The organism is Bradyrhizobium sp. 197, assembly GCF_023073375.1.
Lineage (GTDB): Bacteria > Pseudomonadota > Alphaproteobacteria > Rhizobiales > Xanthobacteraceae > Bradyrhizobium.
In genome coordinates this window covers 32361-52890 of the sequence record NZ_JADPJJ010000119.1, presented here as the reverse complement: position 1 = coordinate 52890, position 20530 = coordinate 32361, and the positions used below count along the sequence as shown (strand labels likewise).

The window sequence follows — 20530 nt, the reverse complement described above, 5'->3', positions numbered from 1 at the left end:
GATCGCGGAAGTGGCGCGGCTCTGCGGCTTCCTCGATGCGGACGATGGGACAGTCGAGGACGGTGTCCTCCAGAGCTACCGGCTGGGGACCGGCAGAGGCGCGGGTGCCGTCGAATGCGCGCGGGGCCGGCTCTATCATGCCGTCGAGCTCGACGATGAAGACCGCATCCTCCGCTTCGAATTGTTGGCGCCGACGGAGTGGAATTTCCATGCCCGCGGGCCGTTGGTTCGTAGCCTCCAGGGCTCCGTTCTCGCCGGGGGCCAGCAGGGGCTGGATGCGGTCCGCGCGCTCGTCGGCTCGTTCGATCCGTGCGTCGGCTTCAGCCTCAGCTTCCGCGAGATCGGCCATGCATGAGATGGCGCTGTGCCAGGGAATCGTCGAGATTATCCAAGAGGAGTCGCGCAAGCGCGCCTTCGCTAGGGTGAACGTCGTGTGCCTGGAGATCGGCGCGCTCAGCCATGCTGCGCCTGAGGCGATGAAGTTCTGCTTCGAGGCCGTCGCCGCGCGCACCATTGCGCAAGGAGCAAGGCTCGAGATCGTCGAGACGCCGGGAGCGGCCTGGTGCGCGGCCTGCTCCAAAGGCGTCGAGATCAAGCAGCGCTATGAGCCGTGTCCGTCCTGCGGCAGCTATCAATTGCAGGTGACCGACGGCGAAGACATGCGCGTGAGGGAACTGGAGGTCGACTGATGTGCACGGTATGCGGTTGCCGCGATGCCAAAGCGTCCACAGAACACACCCATGATCATTCCCATGATCATTCCCATGGGTACGATCATTCGCATCATCATGGGCACAGCGACGACCATCACCATCATCATGATCACGCGCCCCGCGATGGCGGACTGGTCGATTGCAGCGCCAACCCGGCAGGCCAGCAGATCGCCGGCATGAGCAGCGACCGCATCATCCAAGTCGAGCGTGACATTCTCGGCAAGAACAATCGGCTTGCCGCCGACAACCGCGCGCGCTTCCGCACCGACGACCTGCTCGTCTTCAACCTGGTCTCGAGCCCCGGCGCCGGAAAAACCTCGCTTCTGGTTCGCGCCGTGTCCGAGCTGAAGGACAGCTTTCCCCATCGGCGTGATCGAAGGCGATCAACAGACCTCCAACGATGCCGAACGGATTCGCTCGACCGGCGTGCCGGCGATCCAGGTCAATACCGGCAAGGGCTGCCATCTCGATGCCGCCATGGTCGGCGCAGCCTATGACCGCTTGCCCTGGCTTAACGGCGGCATCCTCTTCATCGAGAACGTCGGTAATCTCGTCTGTCCCGCGGCGTTCGATCTCGGCGAGGCCTGCAAGATCGTGGTGTTCTCGACCACGGAAGGCGAGGACAAGCCACTGAAATATCCGGACATGTTCGCAGCCTCCTCTCTGATGCTGATCAACAAGATCGATCTTGCGCCCGTACTCGACTTCGATCTTGCAAGGACGATCGAATATGCGCGCCGGGTCAGTCCGAAGATCGAGGTTTTGACGGTGTCGGCGTGCACCGGTGAGGGTTTTGCGGCATTCTATGCTTGGATTCGTAAGCGAGTTGCACAGATGAAGCCGACCGAGATGGCGGTGTCGGGATGAGCATGAGCGGCGAGGCCATAGCGCGAGACCGAAGACGGCTGCGCCTGCATGTGCGCGGCGCCGTGCAGGGCGTGGGCTTTCGTCCGTACGTCTACGGCCTCGCCGCGCGCTATCGGCTCGGCGGCTTCGTTGCCAATGATCCCGATGGCGTGGTGATCGAGGTCGAGGGCGACCGCGCCGCCGATTTTGTCCATACGCTCCCGCTGGAAAAACCGCCACTTGCTCGGATAGACGAGATTTCAGTGCAACCGGTCGGCATCACCGAAAGCGACGAGTTCCACATCCGCGCCAGTGAGCAGGGCAAGGTCTCGACCCGGATCGCCGCCGATGCCGCCACCTGTCCGCAGTGTCTGAGCGAGCTGTTTGATCCGGCGAGCCGCTTCCATCTCTATCCTTTCGTCAACTGCACCCATTGCGGCCCGCGCTACACCATCGCCGAGCGGCTGCCCTATGACCGCGGTACCACCGCGATGAGGCGCTTCGCGATGTGCACGGCCTGCGCAGCAGACTATGCCGATCCGGCGAGCCGTCGCTTCCACGCCGAAGCAATTGCCTGCCCGCGATGTGGGCCAAGGATCAGTCATGGTACCAAACAGATCGCCACTGCGATCGCCGACGGGAGGATCGTCGCGATCAAGGGGCTCGGCGGATATCAATTGCTGTGCAATGCCCGTGAAGATGCGGCCGTGTGGCGTCTGCGCCACCGGAAGCATCGCAACCAGAAGCCGTTCGCCGTCATGGTCGGCGGCGGATGTGGTCGGGGAGATCGCTGAAATCGATGCGGTCGCGCTCGCGCTGCTGGAATCCTCGCCGCGGCCAATCGTGCTGATGAGATCCCGCGATATGCTCGCGCCCTCGATTGCGCCGGAGCTGTCGCGGATCGGGGTCATGCTGCCCGTCGTGCCGCTGCATCATCTGGTGCTGAAGGCGCTCAATTCGGGGCATCCGCGAGCGGACGGCGCAAGTTGGGCGATCGTGGCAACCAGCGCCAATCCTGGCGGCGAGCCGCTGGTGATCGTCAATGACGAGGCCAAACGGCGGCTTGCCGGCATCGCCGACCTGATCGTCACGCACGACCGCGATATCGTCACCCGCGCGGACGACTCTGTCGTGTCGGTAGTCGCGGGGCGGGCGCAGTTCATCCGCCGCGCACGCGGCTATATTCCAGAGCCGATTAGGCTCGCGAAGTCGGTCCCGCCGGTGCTTGCGGTCGGCGGCGCGCTGAAGTCGACGGTCACCCTCATCCGCGGCAACGAAGCCTTCGTCTCCCAGCACATTGGCGATCTCGACACCGCGGAAGGCATTCGCTTTTCGAGGAGACCGTGGATCACCTGCTCTCGACGCTGGACATCGACCCAGTCGTCATCGCCCACGACCTGCATCCGAACATGGCCTCGACCCGTTTCGCCGAAGCCAGCGGGAGGCGGCTGATCGCGGTCCAGCATCACCATGCCCATGCGGCATCCGTGATGGCGGAACATCGCGTCGCAGGGCCGGCGTTGGCGCTGGTGCTCGACGGCTTCGGTTATGGCAGCGACGGTGGCAATTGGGGCGGCGAGTTGCTCTCGTGCGATGGTGCACGGTTCCGGCGACTCGGACATCTGGCCCCGATGAAGATGCCGGGTGGCGATCGCGCGACGCGCGAGCCGTGGCGCATGGCGGCGAGCGTGCTGCATGCCTTGCGGCGCGGCGACGCGATTGCGAAGCGCTTTGCGATGCAGCCGCAGGCTGCGCGTCTCTGCGCTATGCTCGACCACCCCGGCGTGGCGACGACGACCAGCGCCGGCCGGCTGTTTGACGCGGCGGCGGGGCTGCTTGGTCTCTGTCCGGTGCAGAGTTACGAGGGCGAAGCCGCAATGAAGCTGGAAGCGCGTGTCCGCACACCGCGCCTCGCCGAGGACGGCTGGACGATCGAGAGTGGCGTGCTGTCTCTTTTCCCCTTGCTCGCACGCCTTGCGGTCGATCCGGTCGATGGGGCCGAGCTCTTCCATGGCACCTTCGCCGCCGCCTGCATCGACTGGATCGCGCGCGCGGCACTGGAGACCAGCGTCACGACTGTCATCCTGAGCGGTGGCTGCTTCCTCAACGCGATCCTCGCAGACGAGATCGGGCGCGGCTGCGTCGCCGCCGGGCTCTCGCCGTTGCTGCCTCGCCAGGTGCCGTCCAATGACGGAGGCCTCAGCCTCGGGCAGGCCTGGGTCGCCGCGCTCCAACTCCTCGAGCAGCAAGGCCCGGAGGGAAACGCCTGATGTGTCTCGCCATACCTGCTGAGGTCACAAAGCTCTTGCCCGACGACATGGCCGTCGTCTCGATCGATGGTGTCAGCAAGGAGATCTCGGTGGCGCTGATCGAAAACCTCGCCGTCGGCGACTACGTGATCATCCATGTGGGGTACGCCCTGACCAAGATAGATGCGCAGGAGGCGCAGCGGACCCTGGAGCTGTTGCGTGAAATCGGCGCCGAAAGCCGGGAGGCCGCGCAATGAAATATGCCGACGAGTTTCGCGACAAGGAGATCGCGGTGGGATTGGCGATGGCGATTCGCTCGGAGGCCGATCCGGAAAAATCCTATCGTTTTATGGAATTTTGCGGCGGCCACACGCATGCAATCTCCCGCTACGGGCTGGAGGACATGCTGCCGAAGAACGTGCGGATGATCCACGGCCCCGGCTGCCCTGTCTGCGTCTTGCCAGCGGGACGCATCGACATGGCAATCCGGCTCGCCGAACGGCCGGACGTGATCCTTTGCGTCTACGGCGACCTGATGCGGGTGCCGGGCTCGCAGGGTGCCTCGCTGCTGAAGGCTAAGGCGCGCGGCGCCGACGTCCGTATGGTTTATTCCACGATTGATGCAATCCGTGTTGCGGAAGAAATTCCCGGCCGCTCGGTCGTGTTCTTCGCCATCGGCTTCGAGACCACGACGCCGCCGACCGCCGTGATGATCCGGCTCGCCCAGAAGAAGCAGCTCAAGAACGTCAGCGTGTTCTGCAATCATGTGCTGACGCCGCCGGCGATGCAGAACATCCTGGGAAGCCCCGATATCCGCAATATCGGCCCCGTCGAGATCGACGGCTTCGTCGGGCCGGCCCATGTCTCGGCCATCATCGGCACCGAGCCTTACGAGTACTTTGCCGAAGAATTCGGCAGGCCGGTGGTGATCGCGGGCTTCGAGCCGCTTGACATGATGCAGGCGATCTTGATGCTGGTGCGGCAGGTCAACGAGCACCGACATGAGGTGGAGAACCAGTATAGCCGCGCAGTGACCCGTGACGGCAATCTGCGCGCCAAGGAGGAGGTCTCCGACATCTTCGAGCTGCGCGACCAGTTCGAGTGGCGCGGTCTCGGCCTGGTGCCTTATAGCGGGCTCAAGCTGAAGCGGGCCTACGACAAATACGACGCCGAGGTCCGCTTCGACATGAACGAGCTTCGGGTTGCTGACAATCCGGCCTGTGAATGCGGCGCCATCCTGCGCGGCGTGAAGAAGCCGGTTGACTGCAAGCTGTTCGGCACGGTGTGCACGCCGGAGGCGCCGATGGGGTCCTGCATGGTCTCGTCCGAGGGTGCATGTGCGGCACACTGGACCTACGGCCGCTTCCGCGATCATCAGCAACGGCGGGCGTCATGAAAGCCCATCAGCGCAAGCTCGACATAAGGAACGGCTGCGTCGACCTGTCCCACGGATCCGGTGGCCGCGCGATGTCGCAACTGATCTCGGGCCTGTTCCACGAGGCCTTCGGCAATGAATGGCTGGCGTGCGGCAACGACCAGTCTGCGTTCGATGTCGGCGCCGGGCGCATGGTGATGACGACCGACGGCTATGTGGTCTCGCCGCTGTTCTTTCCGGGCGGCAATATCGGCTCGCTCGCCGTGCATGGCACGGTCAACGACATCGCCATGGCCGGCGCGCGGCCCCTCTATCTCCCGGCGAGCTTCATCATCGAGGAAGGTCTTCGTTTGTCCGACCTGAAGATGATTGCGGATTCCATGGGCGAGGCCGCGCGAGCCGCGGGCGTCTACATCATCACCGGTGACACGAAGGTCGTCGAGCGCGGCAAGGCCGACGGCCTGTTCATCTCGACCGCCGGGATCGGTGTCGTGCCTGCCGGACTCGACCTCTCTGCCGGGAATGCCCGCGTCGGCGATCGTGTCCTGATTTCTGGAACGCTCGGGGATCATGGCGTCGCCATCATGTCCAAACGCCAGAACCTCGCTTTTGAGACCGAGATCGTCTCGGATTCCGCGTCGTTGCATGATATCGTCGCGAGCATGCTGGCGGCCGGCGGCAAGGGCATCCGTTTGATGCGCGATCCGACCCGCGGTGGGCTCGCCGCGACGCTGAACGAGATTGCCCAGCAGTCCGGCCTCGGCTTCCAACTTCAGGAGGCGGCGATCCCGGTGAAGCCCGGTGTTGTTGCGGCCTGCGAACTGCTCGGGCTCGATCCGCTCTACGTCGCCAACGAAGGGAAGCTGGCAGCGATCGTGGCGCCCGAGGTTGCAGCAGCCGTGCTTGTGGCGATGCGGGTGCATCCGCTCGGCCGTGATGCCGCCGAGATCGGCGAGGCTGTGGCAGACGACCAGCATTTCGTGCAGATGGCGACGAGCTTTGGCGGCGGAAGGATCGCGACTGGCTATCGGGCGAACAATTACCCCGGATCTGTTGAGGCTCAGGATGCGCATTCTGCTTTTGTCGCATTCCTTCAACAACTTGACGCAGCGGTTGCATGTCGAACTCTGCGAGCGTGGCCATGAGGTCTCCGTCGAGCTCGATATCCATCCCGACGCGACCCGCGAAAGCGTTGCGCTGTATCGGCAAGGAGCTGGCTCGCCTGAAGTCCGCGCTGGCACATTCTCTTCCGCCCTATCCTTCCTGCCTCGACCAGGTCGAGCGCTTCTTCAGGCTCATCACCCCTCGCCCCCATCCGGCACCGCCGACTCAAAAAAAGCGACGGCCTATCGGCGCCTACAATGCAATTGCACGTCCTGCATGTGAACTTCTGACCCGAACTCCGCCCTCGGAACCTCGCGCGACGTTGTCGGTGAAATTCCGGAACGGACCTGCGTCGCCGGAACGAAAACTGAGGAACGCAGGCGGCGAATTGTGGCTCAATAGGACATCTGGAGAATGCGCCTATGTGCATTGAAGGCAATCGACTCTCGACGGTCACGGAAAGTGACATCGCACTTGTGGTCGAAGCGATAGAGAACAAGGAGGACCCGCCGTAACGAGCGTTGTGAACCATTGTCCGGTTTGTGACAGGACGCGCTCCTTGTCAGTTGCCAGCCCAGACGGCTTCTGCCGAGCGCCGTTTCTAGACAATGATTCAATGTCTATCACGATAGATGAGGAATGGCACAGATGTTGCTATTGAAGTGCATCGTGAGTCCGACTGTTAGCTCACGAACTCGGGGTCAGCCGAAGTTGCGGCGTTTTTCGCTCGACTGCTCGACGGACTGATTAAGTACCCCAAGGGTGAGGTCCTGGGAGACCAACTCCGTCTGCTACAACTTGCTCAGGCTTTTCGTGCGTGTCGGTTCGTGATGGCACAATTCAAGAGGCCCGGTCAGGTAAGCTAAATCCTGATGAGGGATGATGCTTAAGTCGCAGAAAGAAATCCCACGAGGCGCTCGCGGCAAACCTCGGCTACCTGAAACAGACGGCCACGCAAAACGCGCGCCAAACGAGACTAACAAAGTGCGCTCGCCATCGAGAATGGAAACTGTCGACAATGACGCAAGCCATTGATACCAACAGCCACTTCGGCGTGCATGAGGAGCTAAGTATCCGTGCAACGACGAAAAGCCAGTCCTCGGCAGATGGTGATTTCGTCCGCTACTGGAGCCGAAACAGTGATCGGGCGTCTGCGTTGGCTGCGGTGGAAAGGCGAACTGAGGACGCCGTCAAGAAGTCCGGCATCGGCCTGCGGCTATCTTCCGAGAACTTCACCGGTCACGATCTATCCGGATTTCCGTTGCGGCGATGCATCCTCAATCGTGCGCAACTCCACGGAGCGAAGCTGGATGGGGCCGATCTGTCGGAGGCCAACCTTGTTTGCCCCGGATTAGAGCGCGCAAGCTTCCGCGGAGCCAAGCTCGATTTTGCGTATATGCATGCTATTGCCGCGCAGGTCTGTAATTTCGATGATGCAAGTTTGCGCAATCTCATCGATGCAACCGGTAGCCTATTCCACGGGTGCAGCATGCGAAGGACCCGTTTCGACAACGCAGTCCTAAGTGGCGTCCTCTTCTATCAATGTGACGCGAGCCAGGCTGTTTTTGATGGCGCCGAATTGCAAGGATCGACCATCAATGAATGCTACCTGCCTTACTCGTCCTTCCATTTTGCCAAGCTAAACCAAGTTACGATGACGAAGGCGCATCTGACCGGCAGCTCGCTCTCGCAGTCAAGGGGCGAGTTTCTATCAATCGTCCGCCCCACTTCGATCGATCAGCTAGTGCTAGAAGACGCTCATCTTCCCTATCTCAGGCTTTCAAAGGCGAGCGGTCGCATTCTGGCCAAAGCGCTGAGCGCCCCCTTTGCGGATTTCAGCCTCTCAAATCTGGCGAGGGCGGAGCTCGAGGAGGCAGATCTATCGGAGGCGCGACTTCTGTCCGTAAACCTCGCCAATGCCAACCTGGTCGGCGCGGTGTTGAACGGAGTATCAGTCCGTTCTTGCCAGCTCGATGGAGCTGATCTATCTCGCGCATCAGGGGAAGCCATTTCGATCTTCGAGAGCACGATGCGGTCCGCCCAGTTGCGCGGCTTCCGTGCGCGCTGTGCGTTTATGCGGGACTGCGATATCGATGATTCAGATTTTTCGCAGGCGTACCTATATCGCTCAATGATTACCGGTGATCCTCCTCAGTCCATGGCTTTGAACCGTGCCAATTTCGAGGGAGCCAACCTTGTTCAGTCATATATTGCCGCAGGAATGACTGGCAGCAACCTGGAAGCAGCGCGTACGGCATACGTTCGAATGAATCAATCCTCGCTCTGCAAGACCAACTTGAGTGGAATTTCACCTTTCCAGGCAAGCTTTGTAAAAACAGACTTCTCGGATGCAATGATAACGACGTTTGAACCGCCGTTCTTTGCAGACCGATGTCCTGGGCTCCAGGCTGCTTTGAAGGACGTGGAAGATCAGAAATCCGAACCTTCAGAGTATCTGGCTGAGTTCTCATCGCTAATGAAACGCGGTCGAGAAGGATCGACGTGATTGGGCCAAAGGACGCATGACGATCTGGGGCGCCTCTCATCACAAAGAAGGAAAATGGAGAAGCGGGATGCGTCCCCGTTGTGGCCGGACTCCAGGCGCTCATGAGCTCATTCGCGGCGGGGGTCGATGTGGCCGGTAGCGCTCGCCATGCGTCATGTCTGATCGAGCAGCAGGGCCGCCGGGCAATCAACAAGACGGAGTAGGAAACATGCATCTAGCGTCTCTTTCAGCTGGCAAGACCTTCATTATGGACGTAGCGAGAAGAGGTCAAACTGTCGGCACAGTACACACTTTAGGAGCGTTGCATCTGGGCCACGCGGAGTTAATCAGAAGGGCGGCAGCCGAGAACGATGTGGCCATTGTCACAGTCTATCCGAACAAGATTCAGCTTAGCCCAGGTCCTGAGTACGAGTTCAATTTGGAGGACGACATTGCGCTTGCGCTGGGAGCGGGCGCTTCTGTCGTCATTTCAACGACCGACGCGGAGATGTTTCCGCCAGGATATCGCACCTTTGTGTCTCAAGGGGATTATCCGCTGAGGGCGAGCGGGCCTCATGGGCTCCTAAAGGAAGGTATCACCGGATGCATCCGCTGGATTTGTTTTGCGCGCCCAACTCGCAGTTATTTCGGTTTAAAGGATATTGGACAGGCCCTTCTGGTGAAACAAGCGGTCGCAGACCTGCTTTCTTGATTGCGAGATACGATTTGTGCCGACAGTACGATACAAGAATGGAGTGCCTATTTCGTCGCGTTTGCGACACTTCAATCCTTCCGAGCTGGACGAGCTTTCGTCCCTTTTCATGGCTCTGAATCAGTTAAGAAAACAGGCCGCGCGGGGAGTGTCTTGCGCCCAAGATCTGTTAGAATCGGCAAAACCGCTGATCACATTCCGACTGTTTGAATTGGAAAGTCTCCGAATTGTTGGCGCGGACAGCTTTGAAGATCAGAAGCAGATCGAGCTTCCCTTTATAATCAGTGGAGTCGCCGTTGGTCACGGCCTCAGAGTGCCGGACAATATCTATGTGCCGGATCAAGATACACTTTTGGATGGTCCTGCAGATATATGGATCGATTTGCCCAAAAGGTGGGAGTCTGACGTCCATGCACAGTCGCGAGCTTGAAGAGACGGGCGACGGTTCTCGCATTGGCTCTCAATCAGGAAAGACGCTTTTTAGGGAAGGTCCTCGGCGTGGTGGTTTGCAATGCGGCTTCAACACCCTCTGAAGTCGATCGTCCCGGAGTTGCCCTGAAGAAGATGAGCTCTTAGCCCGAAGGGTTTGTTCAAGGAAACGACGGGATCAGGCTGAGATGGTCTCCTTGATGTGCTGCAACGAGTCGATACGCTCAACCATGATCCCGATGGTTGGAACGGTCTGGCTTGCAAGCGGTGGCGCGCCACTCGACTACGGCCGCAAGCATTCTGAGAGAAAAACTAAACGCGCATAGACGCTCGTTAAGCCGAGACTGATTAGTGCTTCTTGGGGTGTGTTGCGCGCACGAATCGCTCGCCTAGGCATTGTCGCTGGCGGCTTGTCGGTGCTTGGCCAGTCCCGATTGTCTCGGAGGAAACATGTGACGGTGCTCACCTGATCGTGACATTCATTGCGAGCGGATCCTCGCTAAGTCGCTATACCTTACTCCAATCCTTTTGATCTGGCGGCGATGATGATTTTCCAGCTCGCTAAAGCACGTCCGACTTCCGGTTGCATCGCGATGTGTCTGGTTTTCGGAAGCAGATCCGTAAAACGGGTGATGTATCCAATGTTGAAACGGCAGCGGGAGCCATAAGCGCGGCGTATCGATCTCTCGCTTCGCGAGCAGTCAGCACCTGCTCTATCTGTCACAGAGAAACAGCCACACATTGAACCGCGAAAATCTTCTCCGTCCGACGAACCACGCGATGGGCTCACTCCTCCCTCTGACAGTATGATGTGCGGCCAGGCGTTGACCACGAACAGAAGCATGAGCTCGGCGGTGTGACATTAACTAGGGAGGCTTGACATCATTGGAGCCATTACAGAAGGGGTCTGTACCTAATTAGCCTCAGTGACTCTTTTGGCGGTATGATTATTCGGGAGCGATCCGGCCGAAGCGCTCGATCTCCTCGCGCATTTCTCGATGGCTATGTCGATGAACACGTTCCGCAACGCATCGTGCGAGTCATCTCGCCACACCGTGCGTCTCGTGCCACCTCTTTGGCAAGGTCGATGACCACCCCGTGTGTATCCGGCTCGATCAGGTGCGGGCTCGACGCAGCCCCGGTAGCGGTCGTCGTGGCCTGACGGCGACTCAGGTCAGCGCTCGCCGATTTCCAATAGAGCAGGGTGGTTCTCCTTGAACCGCAGCGCACAATCGCTGCCCCCTTCACATCGCTTCGGCCCTCCCGCGGTGGCAATGAAGAGCGTCGGTCGTGACCGCGGCTCTTCAGCTGCAGAAGTTCCGGGACTTGAGGGCGTCGTCTACCTCATCCTTGTTCGGGGTCGAGACATTGGCGAGCCGCCAAGCGCGATTGAACCGCCCAGGCTGTCACCATGGCCGCCCTCGTAACCGTGCCGCAATGCCTCCCGTCTAAGCGATCACTCCGCGCCGCTGTTTGTTCTTTTCACCGCGGGCAAAGACCTTCATGAACTTGCGACCGGAGCCTCAAACGGCCCTTGGACCTGAAACTAGGTGCTGCCGATTCTTAGAAATCGTTCTCCAGCGTCAGCTCCCCGATCTTGGCATGCAGCGTACTTCACATCGATCGCGGGTAACGGCTTAGCGTTACCGTGACCTGGCCTGAACATATCGGCCGCGCCGCGTTCAAGCTGCGCTTTCCACGATCTGATCTGATTCGGCTGGACGCCGAACTGCTCGGCCACTGAGCCAGTGTTCGATCGCTCTTGACGGCGGCAAGCGCTACCTTCGCCTTGAGAGCCGGAGTGTGGTTCCGGCGTGCTCGTCTGCTCATCGTCTCTCTTGTCTCGCGGACCAATCTTGCCCGCCGTCAGGCAGAAACTCCACTTATCGCCCTGTTCAGATTTGGGGGCCGGCTCTCTCTCTCTCTCTCTCTCTCTCTCTCTCCGGGCTCTGAGCATGCCGTATAGGGGAGCATTCGTGTCCTCACCGTGATGCTCGCGTTTATCGCTAGTGTTCTTATCGAGCGGGTGATTATCAGATCGATAGAACACGCGCCATTGCCGTCGCTCCTAATCGTATTCACTGGGCTACTGCATGCAGGCTTCACAAATTTGAACGGGAACAGAGCGAGTCTTGGGCAAGTTGAAACGAGACTTCATCTCGTGACAAAAGGACTAGCGAGCGCGCGATAGGAAGGCAAGCGTCGCGACAACTGAAATTGCCGGGCTTCAGACTGCGACGTTCGGAAAGATGATGACGAAGTGCTCGTTCCTCGTATCGTAAACCATGCTAAAAAAGATGGGCGCTCTGTCCGGACCACTTATCTTGAAGCGACCTGCACGGATGTCATCTTGGTCTGGCCGCAACAGCGGTTGCGGGTCTAATCGCCATACTTTGTCTCCGCCGCTTGCCCTTCAGGGCTGCGAAATCTCCTCCTTCCGCGAACCTTGCTCGCTTCGTTCTGTCCGTCCTTCGTCAGGCCGAAATCTAGGTCGATGCGGAGGAAATATTCAATGGCAGATCACCCCTTCAGAAATATGGCGCTAGAGCTCTGGAGCAACAAGCGCCTGGTTCCACTGTTGACGATCTCAGCGCGGTGCAGCACTTCGCCTTTGAATCCTGGAAGTTGTGTGTTGCTGTAAGGAGTTGGACGGCAGACGTCATTCCTTCGCGGATGCGCGCTTCGAAAGCCCACGAACGATACGCCTAGTTTGCAACAGCGAAGGCGCGGATCGGTAGGCACCAGTTCGGGCTGGCGAAAGGCGCGATAAGCATCGGAATAGCTACCTGCTCATGGCTACCAAATATCAACTGATGGGGCGGCTCCAGAAGCATGCTGGCGAGCGTAACGTGTTAGCGAGGGGATACCCAACACGTTCTGTTCGATTTCTTCCATTTGGTGGCTAGAACGTGACGTTGAACTGCGTGACGATCTGATCCAGCTATCGATTTGAAGAAGTGCCGATCCGCTGCGCTTCCCACATCTTCAGTATCATCTGATGGTACGCAGCCGATCAAGGCGTGGTCTTGCAGCTGGCACGCTGTTTGCTGGAAACGATCCGCTACGCGGGGCTGCGTATGAAGGACTAGCAACGAGCCGACGCTTGGCCGCCCCGCACCTTCTTGAGGCGGAGTGAATTCTCACGAGGTGCGAATTACGTATGAAGAAGTTGAACCTGCGCGATCGTCGAATAAATCATTTCAAAATGGTGCTATATAGCTCGATTCATATGTCTGGCGAAGTCATACGAATCTTCCCTGGATGTCGCACGACCTTTGAACCGAAAGCCTCATGGGAGCGGACACGCGCGCGCAACGGCGCCCTGATCGACTAGCAGCCTCTCAGGCGATCTGCCAAACCAGACGAGATCAAGACCTTGATGTTCGAGCACGAAGTGAACCGTCTTTCGCGACCAGAATCATCCAAGAACGCCGAGAGCGAATCGTTGCCAACTTGGGAACGCTGGACGCCCCACCGATCCTCGATGAAAAAGTCGGTTTGGTTCGGCTGTCGCGGGTTGGCCGAGAGGGACACACCGATCGTACCGTCTCCGAGCAACTGTGCCATCTCAGCGAGGGCTCACATCCAGAGAGGCACTCAATTGCTCATCGAGCAATTGTCCGTCCAGGGGTAAGCAAGAATGGCCCGCATGACCCGCAATGACAAGGTTTCCCTGATGGCGGACGGTCCCACGTCCGCAGCGATCGAAGTCGACCACCTCTTCAAGATCTACAAGCAGACTCGCGCGGTCGACGGCATCTCCTTTTCGCTTCCGCGCGGCAGCATCACCGGGCTTCTGGGCGGCAACGGCGCCGGCAAGACCACAACCATCGCGATGATCATGGGCTTGGGGCTGCCGACCTCCGGCCGTGTGCAGGTCCTCGGACATCGGATGCCCGAGGAGAGCGCTGCGGTACTGGGGCGTATGAACTTCGAGAGTCCCTATGTCGACATGCCGATGCGGCTCACGGTGCGGCAGAATCTCACCATCTTCGGCAAGCTTTATGCGGTCAAGAACCTGCCGGGCCGCATCGCAAAACTGGCCGACGAGCTCGATCTTACCCAGTTCATCGACCGCGCCAATGGCAAGCTCTCGGCGGGGCAAAAGACCCGTGTCGCGCTGGCCAAAGCGCTGATCAACCTGCCCGAGCTGCTGCTGCTCGACGAACCGACCGCCTCGCTGGATCCCGATACCGCCGACTGGGTGCGGGCGCACCTGGAGCGTTACCGGCGGGACCACAAGGCCACCATCCTGCTGGCCTCGCACAACATGCTCGAGGTCGAGCGGCTCTGCGACCGCGTCATCATCATGAAGCGCGGCCGCATCGAGGACGACGACACGCCGGAGGCGATCATGGCCCGCTACAACCGCACCACGCTGGAGGAAGTATTCCTGGATGTCGCGCGCGGCCGCGCGAACGGTGCGAAGGACGAGGCGCGATGAGGGGGCCCCTATGTTTCAGCCGTTGCGGTGTCGCAATGATCGAGCTTTCCCTCGATCGCGGCATCTCGGTCAAGCGCATCGGCGCGATGATCCTGCGCTATTGGTATTTGCTGATGTCGTCCTGGCCGCGGCTGCTCGAGCTGCTGTATTGGCCGGCGCTGCAGGTGATCACCTGGGGCTTCCTGCAGCTCTACATCGCGCAGAACGCCAATTTCTTCGCGAGCGCCGGCGGCACCCTGATCGGCGCCGTCATCCTCTGGGACATCTTGTTCCGTGGACAGCTCGGCTTCGCCATCTCGTTTCTGGAGGAGATGTGGGCGCGCAATATCGGCAATCTCATGATGAGCCCGCTCAAGCCGATCGAGCTTCTGCTGTCGCTGATGATCATGAGCCTGATCCGGCTCGCGATCGGCGTCCTCCCGATGACGCTGCTCGCGCTGTTCCTGTTTCACTTCAACGTCTACGGACTCGGCCTGCCGCTGATCGCGTTCTTCTGCAATCTGATCTTCACCAGCTGGGCCGTGGGCATCTTCGTCTCGGGGCTGGTGTTGCGGAACGGCCTTGGCGCCGAGAGCATCGTCTGGACCTTGATGTTCGCGATTATGCCGCTCGCGTGCGTCTACTATCCCGTCAGCGTACTGCCGATCTGGCTGCAATATGTCGCCTGGGCGCTGCCGCCGACTTACGTTTTTGAGGGCATGCGGGCGCTGCTGATCGAGAACACCTTCCGCATTGACCTGATGCTGGATGCGCTAGCCATCAATGCCGGCCTTCTGGTTGCATCTTTTGGGGCATTCCTTGCCCTTTTGCGCAGCGCCAAAAAGAACGGCTCCCTGTTGTCGAGTGGCGAATAGAATGGCAGAAGGGCAGCATACCGAACCACGACCACTGGGCATGCAGGTCGCCGCGTTCGATGCCCTGATCGACAGTGCAAATGATTGGAGCGCACCAGCACGCCAGCTATGGGGCTAAAAGGGAGTGAAGATCACGCCATTGGCCTTTCTATCGGAGGACTGAGCACCAAGATCAGAGTCGCTATCGATGAGATTGGGTCCCAATTCTCCTGATGCGACCCATCCAGGCTCGTGATCTCGGCGCTCCAATGTTCCTGCCGGAGCCGTCTAAGGCCGGGAGCCGGTCCTCCCAACCAGCAGCAACAAGAAGCAACCGTTCTGTTTCAACAAGCGCCCGTGCGATGGAGCATCGAAGCGCTTCAGCTGACCAATGGACTTCAGACGCATTGAACCGCCCCGGGTTTGCCGGAGGCCATTTGGTTTAAGTTATGCCGCCATGGCGGGTTGTTCCAGCATGGCGTAGTAGCGTTGTTCGGCTTCGGCCGGCGGGATGTTGCCGATGGGGCTCCAGGAGCCGTCGGTTGTTGAACCAATCCACCCATTCTAGGGTCGCGAACTCGACGGCCTCGAAGCTGCGCCATGGCCCGCGCCGATGGATCACCTCAGCCTTGTAGAGACCGTTGATGGTTTCGGCGAGAGCGTTGTCATAGGAATCTCCGACGCTCCCGACAGAGGGCTCCATGCCGGCTTCGGCCAGGCGCTCGGTGTATTTGAGACGTATTGGCCGCCCCTGTCGCTAGGATGCACGAGCCCGCCGCGATGGACCGGCCGTCGATCATGCAGTGCCTGCTCCAGCGCATCGAGCACGAAACCTGCATGCGCCGTGCGCGAGGCTCGCCAGCCCACGATCCTGCGGGCATAGGCGTCGATCACAAAGGCGACGTAGACAAAGCCGGTCCAGGTCGCGACATAGGTGAAGTCGGAGAGCCAGAGAACGTTCGGCCTTGGTGCCTTGAACTGGCGGTTGACGTGATCCAGCGGGCATGGCGCGGCCTTGTCGCTGATCGTAGTCTTGACGGATCTGCCGCGGATGACCCCTTGCAAACCCATGTCACGCATCAGTCGCGACACCGTGCAACGGGCAACATCGAAGCCTTCGCGCTTGAGCTGGCGCCAGACCTTGCGCACGCGTAGACGGAGAAGTTTTGATCGAAGACGCGCCGAACCTCGATCTTCAGCGCGGCGTCCTGCTTGGCGCGCGCCGACAGCTTGGCGGGATCGCGCCACTTGGTCACATGGGCGTGGTAGGTCGAGGGGGCGATCGGCAAGACCTTGCAGATCGGCTCGACCCCATGCGCCCCACGATGATCGTCGATGAAGGCGATCATGGCTTGAACCGGCGGTCGAGCTCCGCCATCGCAAAATAGGCGCTTGCCTTGCGCAGGATCTCGTTGGCCTGCCGAAGCTCGCGGTTCTCCCGTTCGAGCGCCTTCAGCTTCTCGGCCGTGTCGGTCGGAACGCCGGCCCGCTGCCCGCTACCGACCTCGGCCTTCTTGACCCAGTCATGCAGCGTCTGCGGCGTGCAGCCGATCTTGGCCGCGATTGACGTCACTGCCGCCCAGCGCGACGGGTGCTCGCCGGCGTGATCCAGAACCATCCAAACCGCTCGGGTCCGGACCTCGGGTGAAAACTTGTTCGTCGTCTTGCTCGTCATGGCTCCATCCTCTCAGGAGTTGGAGCCTCCGGCAAACCCGGGGCGGTTCACATCGCAATCCGATACCAAAGCTGGCGCGCAACTACTTGGCATTCGTCTGTCTTCACCCTAGCATTGAAGTTGGTGCGCCGGGAGACCGGCAAGGAGTAGGTGGTGGAACTCCACTACCATGAAGGAGTAGCCATTCCCCCAGCCGTGCGCAGGCATCCGTGAGGGTGTCGGCGAAGCGTCGGCAGGGGAGTGCATAGGCCAGCCATTGAGCCGCGAAACAATGTTTTCCCGAGAGCCGACGCTTTCAACTGAGCGGAAGGCAACACGAAGGGGTGCGATATCGCGAGCGCCCAGTCGTTTCGGCGTGCTTGCAGACCCTGGCATGTGCAGAAGCTTCTTGTACGGGAACTGGGAGCTCTCTCCGTCGGCCAGATGCTCACTGAGCAGCCTAGTCCGCGGCGGCAAGGCGAGGAGCCGTAGCCGCTGATGCACGATCCAGAGAAGTCTGAATCCGGCATAGTAGCTGCGAAGCCGTCGAACAAAGCCCGGCGACCGGTGACGGAGCTGGCGGAGCCAAGGCCAAGGGGAACGAGGGCCGGCAAAGCACGCACCGGGCACAGCACCCGACTCGCGTTGACTGCGACTGAAATCGCCGTGCTCGATTGCCTTGTCAACGACAAGCCAAAAGCAAGACAGAAAGCGCTCTCGCACTATCTGATCAACATCGCCCGGCTCGGCGGTTATCTCGCCCGCGCCAGCGATCCGCCGCCCGGCAATACCGTCATGTGGCGCGGGCTGTCACGCCCACCGACATCGCGCTGGACGTCACGGGCGGGCGAGAATTTGTGGCTCGTTGAAAGCCGGTCAAGGCCGCCTTGCCGAATGAGGCGTGTTGTTGAGAACTGTCGTTATGGATAGTGATAGCCGCAGTCCGCAAGTCGACGGGTTGTGGTGGTGGACACGGCGTGGCGGCGGCGCTGGCCCGAAGATGAGAAATAGTCCGGGCACCAGATCCGCTAAGATCGCAGTGAGGGGCTAGAATGGCCTCGGTAAGAGTTCCGAGTTGTCGACACCCGGCCCCCCAACTCCGCCTGTCGACTTGCGCGGGGGCAGGCCCCAGTCCGACTGATTGAGGCCGGGCTGCGGGCCGCAGTACCGCCATCGCGTACCTGTACACGATCGCCTCCATTTTAGAGCTGAGCGGGCAGTCATAAGCTACTATGGCTTCTGAAAGTGGCCCATCATGAGCTTTGCTACCTGATCCGATTGATCTAGCCCCGAGGCCAGCGTCGCATCATATAGCCCTCCCGGACTCGTAAGATTAAGGTCTATTATGTAAGGGTAAGCCATATCGAGCCCAACGAAATTGATTCCATAGTCCATCAGCTTCCGACCGACCAACTCGGCGAGTTCAACCTCGGTGGAATGCAACTCGACTGGAATTGGCTTTCCTCCTTGCGCGATATTAGATCTGTGATCATCCGGCGACGCTTTCCGGCCGTGCCAAGCAACTGCCCGCCCGCAGGCAACGATGACCCGCTTTTCGCCCTGTCCCACTTCGGAGATGAAGTGCTCAAGAACAGCGTATTGAGCCTTAAAACCATTCAGGCCGTACTGGTACTTGTGCCGTTTCACAAGAGATTCGCGTTCGGTGAGACCACCGAATTTGCTCTGCGCGTCAGCATTTCCAGTGAGGCATTGGAGGATCGCTCGAACATTTGGTCCTTTGGGAGGCAGCAAGAAGACGTTTTGTCCGCAATAGGCGTTTGGCGGCTTCGCGACCCACCAGAGATCGGCGCTCTGCCGATAGCGTTCCCAAAGTAGAGAGAACTCATTCGATGCATATGCAAATGCTCTATGCTCTTTCGGCACGACGAGACCCAATGCATGCTTTGTTTCTAGAAATAACGTACCCTCAATGCTGTTGACGAAGGGGGTATGTTGCGAGGCCAGCCACAGCATTTGCCATACATCACCGGAGATGCTAGACGGCGCCCCGTCGTTGAGCAAGACCAGTTGGCATTCGTCGATGAAATATACACCCCTCGTCCCCTGCGCTGCGGAGCCAAGCTGGTGTGGCTCTCCGGTTGGCGACACCAAGACTCCGCGTGTAAAATAACGATAGTCTTCTGACCCGATAGCCGTGATCTCGCCGAAAATCACTTCCCAGCCGTAACGACGGAACGCGTCACCGATGGGTACATCATTTTCACCTAAGCAATCCGGACAGCCTGTGAGTATGAGCAGTCTCATCGCAGTTCTCCTAGCTCGACTAGCAACAGAAATTGACATAGCGGCACAATCGGAGCGTCGAACGTATTTGAGGCGACCATTGCCATCGCTTTAGAGTAGGCAAGCGTCACCCCAAAATAGCGATCAATGCTAACGAGACAATCTTCTTTGCCGCCGGGGCATTGGGCTTTTCCCATTCTCTCTCTGAAGAGCAATCCTCGTGCCAGCGTTGATTATGTTTATCTGAACTGGGCATTGCTTGCCTAAGAGGTATTCTGAAGAAACACTGGTGGTTTGAACCTGACAAGTCGTGCGCTGTTGTCATAAACGACACGGAGCAGCACCCTGTGTTAGTGGACGTGCTGAGGACGTCGCTTTAGTGACTCCGGTCGGGAAAGGGCGAACTGCTCTTCCATTTGTAATACCTGAGCTGGTCATAGCTGGTCACAATTCGCGCTTCAGACGCGCCGGAATGATCAAGGAACGAGCGAATATTCGAACATGCCAGCCGGGACGCCGCCATTAACCGCTCCATCGCTTCGACCTCCTGATCTGCGATGATCTTGTCTACGTCACCCAAGGAGCAGCCGAGACCAGCGTGCTGTTCGAGCTCATCAGCGCTCGCTACGAGCGGCGTTCCATGCTGATCACCGCCAATCAGCCGTTTGGAGAGTGGAACAGGGGCTTCCCGGATCCTGCTATGACGCTCGCCGCCATCGATCGCCTCGTTCACCACGCCACCCCGTCGAGATGACGTCGAAAGCTATCGCAGGCGCACCGCGCTCGAGCGGAAGCGTGGTCCAGGGCGACCATCCTCGCACGCGACACCAAAAACACTCGCAGATTGACGCTCCGCGACAATCGAACAAAACTCTTGCGCGCGACAATCATCGTGGCAATCATCACCTTGCCGCGACACCGAGTCGCCATCCTGATTGTCGCGCGCTTTCCATTCAAATTGTCGCGCTATAAGCGCACGACGCGCTTCACGATGCTATTGCACCTTCCCCGATTGGCGGGCATGGCGAAGCTCCGCGCGTGAAGAACGGACCTGCACACTCGCGGGACACGGGGCCGAAGCCGTGCGCGACGCGATCACGCGCACCGTCATCACCTTACCCCAAGAACTGCGTTCGCTCGCAGACCTGGGACCAGGGAGCCGAAGTGGCTCAGCACGATCGCCTCGAGATCGATGCGGGTATCCAGGTCTACTTCTGCGACCCGCAAAGCCCTTGGCAGCGCGGCACTAACGAGAGCACCAACGGGGTGCTGCGGCAGTGCTTCCCGAAAGGCAGCATCCGTCCGGTGAAGCTTTCAATTACCCACATTTCCAGCCGCTCCGATTTCGGCGCCGAGTTCGATATCGGTGAGTCTGGAGAGTCCGCGCCAGATGACAACATTCCGGGTGGCGGATCGGCGGCCCTGGCCAGGTAGCCACCCAA

11 protein-coding genes, 7 pseudogenes and 1 other annotated feature are annotated in these 20530 nt (G+C 59.8%); of the genes and pseudogenes, 15 read left to right on the top strand and 3 right to left on the bottom strand.

Going from position 1 to position 20530, the window contains the following annotated elements; translation table 11 throughout:
• Positions 1 to 10 precede the first annotated feature (10 nt).
• From IVB27_RS27315 to IVB27_RS42875, 10 genes and pseudogenes are all read left to right on the top strand, one after another.
• The gene (locus IVB27_RS27315) at positions 11 to 355 is read left to right on the top strand and encodes a nickel-dependent hydrogenase large subunit (protein ID WP_247446151.1); all 345 of its coding nucleotides are present in this window, start codon (positions 11 to 13) and stop codon (positions 353 to 355) included.
• Positions 348 to 689: a hydrogenase maturation nickel metallochaperone HypA gene (gene hypA, locus IVB27_RS27310; protein ID WP_247446150.1), complete on the top strand. Its 342-nt coding sequence runs from the start codon at positions 348 to 350 to the stop codon at positions 687 to 689. The genes IVB27_RS27315 and hypA overlap by 8 nt, the downstream gene beginning before the upstream one ends.
• Positions 689 to 1580: pseudogene (gene hypB, locus IVB27_RS27305) on the top strand (hydrogenase nickel incorporation protein HypB). The gene hypA and the pseudogene hypB overlap by 1 nt, the downstream one beginning before the upstream one ends.
• Positions 1577 to 3829, top strand: a pseudogene (hypF, locus tag IVB27_RS27300) (carbamoyltransferase HypF). The pseudogenes hypB and hypF overlap by 4 nt, the downstream one beginning before the upstream one ends.
• Positions 3829 to 4065 carry a HypC/HybG/HupF family hydrogenase formation chaperone gene (locus IVB27_RS27295; protein WP_018459070.1) on the top strand — a complete coding sequence of 79 codons (237 nt, stop codon included), beginning with the start codon at positions 3829 to 3831 and terminating at the stop codon, positions 4063 to 4065. Before hypF ends, IVB27_RS27295 begins: the two are co-directional and overlap by 1 nt.
• The gene (hypD, locus tag IVB27_RS27290; RefSeq protein WP_247446149.1) at positions 4062 to 5204 is read left to right on the top strand and encodes a hydrogenase formation protein HypD; all 1143 of its coding nucleotides are present in this window, start codon (positions 4062 to 4064) and stop codon (positions 5202 to 5204) included. The genes IVB27_RS27295 and hypD overlap by 4 nt, the downstream gene beginning before the upstream one ends.
• Positions 5201 to 6240, top strand: a pseudogene (hypE, locus tag IVB27_RS27285) (hydrogenase expression/formation protein HypE). Before hypD ends, hypE begins: the two are co-directional and overlap by 4 nt.
• 1065 nt (positions 6241 to 7305) lie before the next feature.
• A complete protein-coding gene (locus IVB27_RS27280; RefSeq protein WP_018459072.1) occupies positions 7306 to 8793 on the top strand; it encodes a pentapeptide repeat-containing protein in 1488 nt (495 codons plus the stop codon).
• A gap of 208 nt (positions 8794 to 9001) precedes the next feature.
• Positions 9002 to 9484 (top strand): pantoate--beta-alanine ligase, encoded by a 483-nt coding sequence (locus tag IVB27_RS42880; RefSeq protein ID WP_253075539.1) that lies wholly within the window; start codon positions 9002 to 9004, stop codon positions 9482 to 9484.
• Between the two features lie 43 nt (positions 9485 to 9527).
• The gene (locus tag IVB27_RS42875; RefSeq protein ID WP_345946925.1) at positions 9528 to 9914 is read left to right on the top strand and encodes a hypothetical protein; all 387 of its coding nucleotides are present in this window, start codon (positions 9528 to 9530) and stop codon (positions 9912 to 9914) included.
• Positions 9915 to 11479: 1565 nt separating this feature from the next.
• Here IVB27_RS42875 and IVB27_RS27270 read toward each other — a convergent pair.
• Positions 11480 to 11743 (bottom strand): annotated as a pseudogene (locus IVB27_RS27270) (transposase); the annotation flags it as partial.
• A 1819-nt stretch (positions 11744 to 13562) separates the two neighbouring features.
• Between IVB27_RS27270 and IVB27_RS27265 the strand changes: the two are divergent.
• Together IVB27_RS27265 and IVB27_RS27260 are read left to right on the top strand one after the other, a co-directional pair.
• On the top strand, positions 13563 to 14357 hold the full coding sequence (locus IVB27_RS27265; RefSeq protein ID WP_247446148.1) for an ABC transporter ATP-binding protein: 795 nt from the start codon (positions 13563 to 13565) through the stop codon (positions 14355 to 14357).
• Positions 14358 to 14392: 35 nt separating this feature from the next.
• A complete protein-coding gene (locus IVB27_RS27260) occupies positions 14393 to 15211 on the top strand; it encodes an ABC transporter permease (RefSeq protein ID WP_247446147.1) in 819 nt (272 codons plus the stop codon).
• Between the two features lie 426 nt (positions 15212 to 15637).
• On the opposite strand, the pseudogene IVB27_RS27255 reads toward IVB27_RS27260, so the two are convergent.
• Positions 15638 to 16865, bottom strand: a pseudogene (locus tag IVB27_RS27255) (IS3 family transposase).
• Positions 16465 to 16581: a sequence feature (AL1L pseudoknot), on the bottom strand. It overlaps the preceding pseudogene by 117 nt.
• A 477-nt stretch (positions 16866 to 17342) precedes the next feature.
• Here IVB27_RS27255 and IVB27_RS43135 point away from each other — a divergent pair.
• Positions 17343 to 17774 (top strand): hypothetical protein, encoded by a 432-nt coding sequence (locus IVB27_RS43135; RefSeq protein ID WP_276001481.1) that lies wholly within the window; start codon positions 17343 to 17345, stop codon positions 17772 to 17774.
• Positions 17775 to 18074: 300 nt separating this feature from the next.
• Here IVB27_RS43135 and IVB27_RS27245 read toward each other — a convergent pair whose 3' ends face one another.
• The gene (locus IVB27_RS27245; protein WP_247446146.1) at positions 18075 to 19109 is read right to left on the bottom strand and encodes an ATP-grasp domain-containing protein; all 1035 of its coding nucleotides are present in this window, start codon (positions 19107 to 19109) and stop codon (positions 18075 to 18077) included.
• 508 nt (positions 19110 to 19617) lie between these two features.
• Between IVB27_RS27245 and IVB27_RS27240 the strand changes: the two are divergent.
• A pseudogene (locus tag IVB27_RS27240) lies at positions 19618 to 19936 on the top strand (ATP-binding protein); the annotation flags it as partial.
• Between the two features lie 122 nt (positions 19937 to 20058).
• A pseudogene (locus IVB27_RS43770) lies at positions 20059 to 20384 on the top strand (IS30 family transposase); the annotation flags it as partial.
• Positions 20385 to 20530 lie beyond the last annotated feature (146 nt).

Bases quoted from the DNA above. Each gene is read 5' to 3' on its own strand.
- hypA (WP_247446150.1), top strand. From the start codon at position 348: ATGCATGAGATGGCGCTGTGCCAGGGAATCGTCGAGATTATCCAAGAG.
- IVB27_RS27295 (WP_018459070.1), top strand. From the start codon at position 3,829: ATGTGTCTCGCCATACCTGCTGAGGTCACAAAGCTCTTGCCCGACGAC.
- hypD (WP_247446149.1), top strand. From the start codon at position 4,062: ATGAAATATGCCGACGAGTTTCGCGACAAGGAGATCGCGGTGGGATTG.
- IVB27_RS27280 (WP_018459072.1), top strand. From the start codon at position 7,306: ATGACGCAAGCCATTGATACCAACAGCCACTTCGGCGTGCATGAGGAG.
- IVB27_RS42880 (WP_253075539.1), top strand. From the start codon at position 9,002: ATGCATCTAGCGTCTCTTTCAGCTGGCAAGACCTTCATTATGGACGTA.
- IVB27_RS27265 (WP_247446148.1), top strand. From the start codon at position 13,563: ATGACCCGCAATGACAAGGTTTCCCTGATGGCGGACGGTCCCACGTCC.
- IVB27_RS27260 (WP_247446147.1), top strand. From the start codon at position 14,393: ATGATCGAGCTTTCCCTCGATCGCGGCATCTCGGTCAAGCGCATCGGC.
- IVB27_RS43135 (WP_276001481.1), top strand. From the start codon at position 17,343: ATGCACGATCCAGAGAAGTCTGAATCCGGCATAGTAGCTGCGAAGCCG.
- IVB27_RS27245 (WP_247446146.1), bottom strand. From the start codon at position 19,109: ATGAGACTGCTCATACTCACAGGCTGTCCGGATTGCTTAGGTGAAAAT.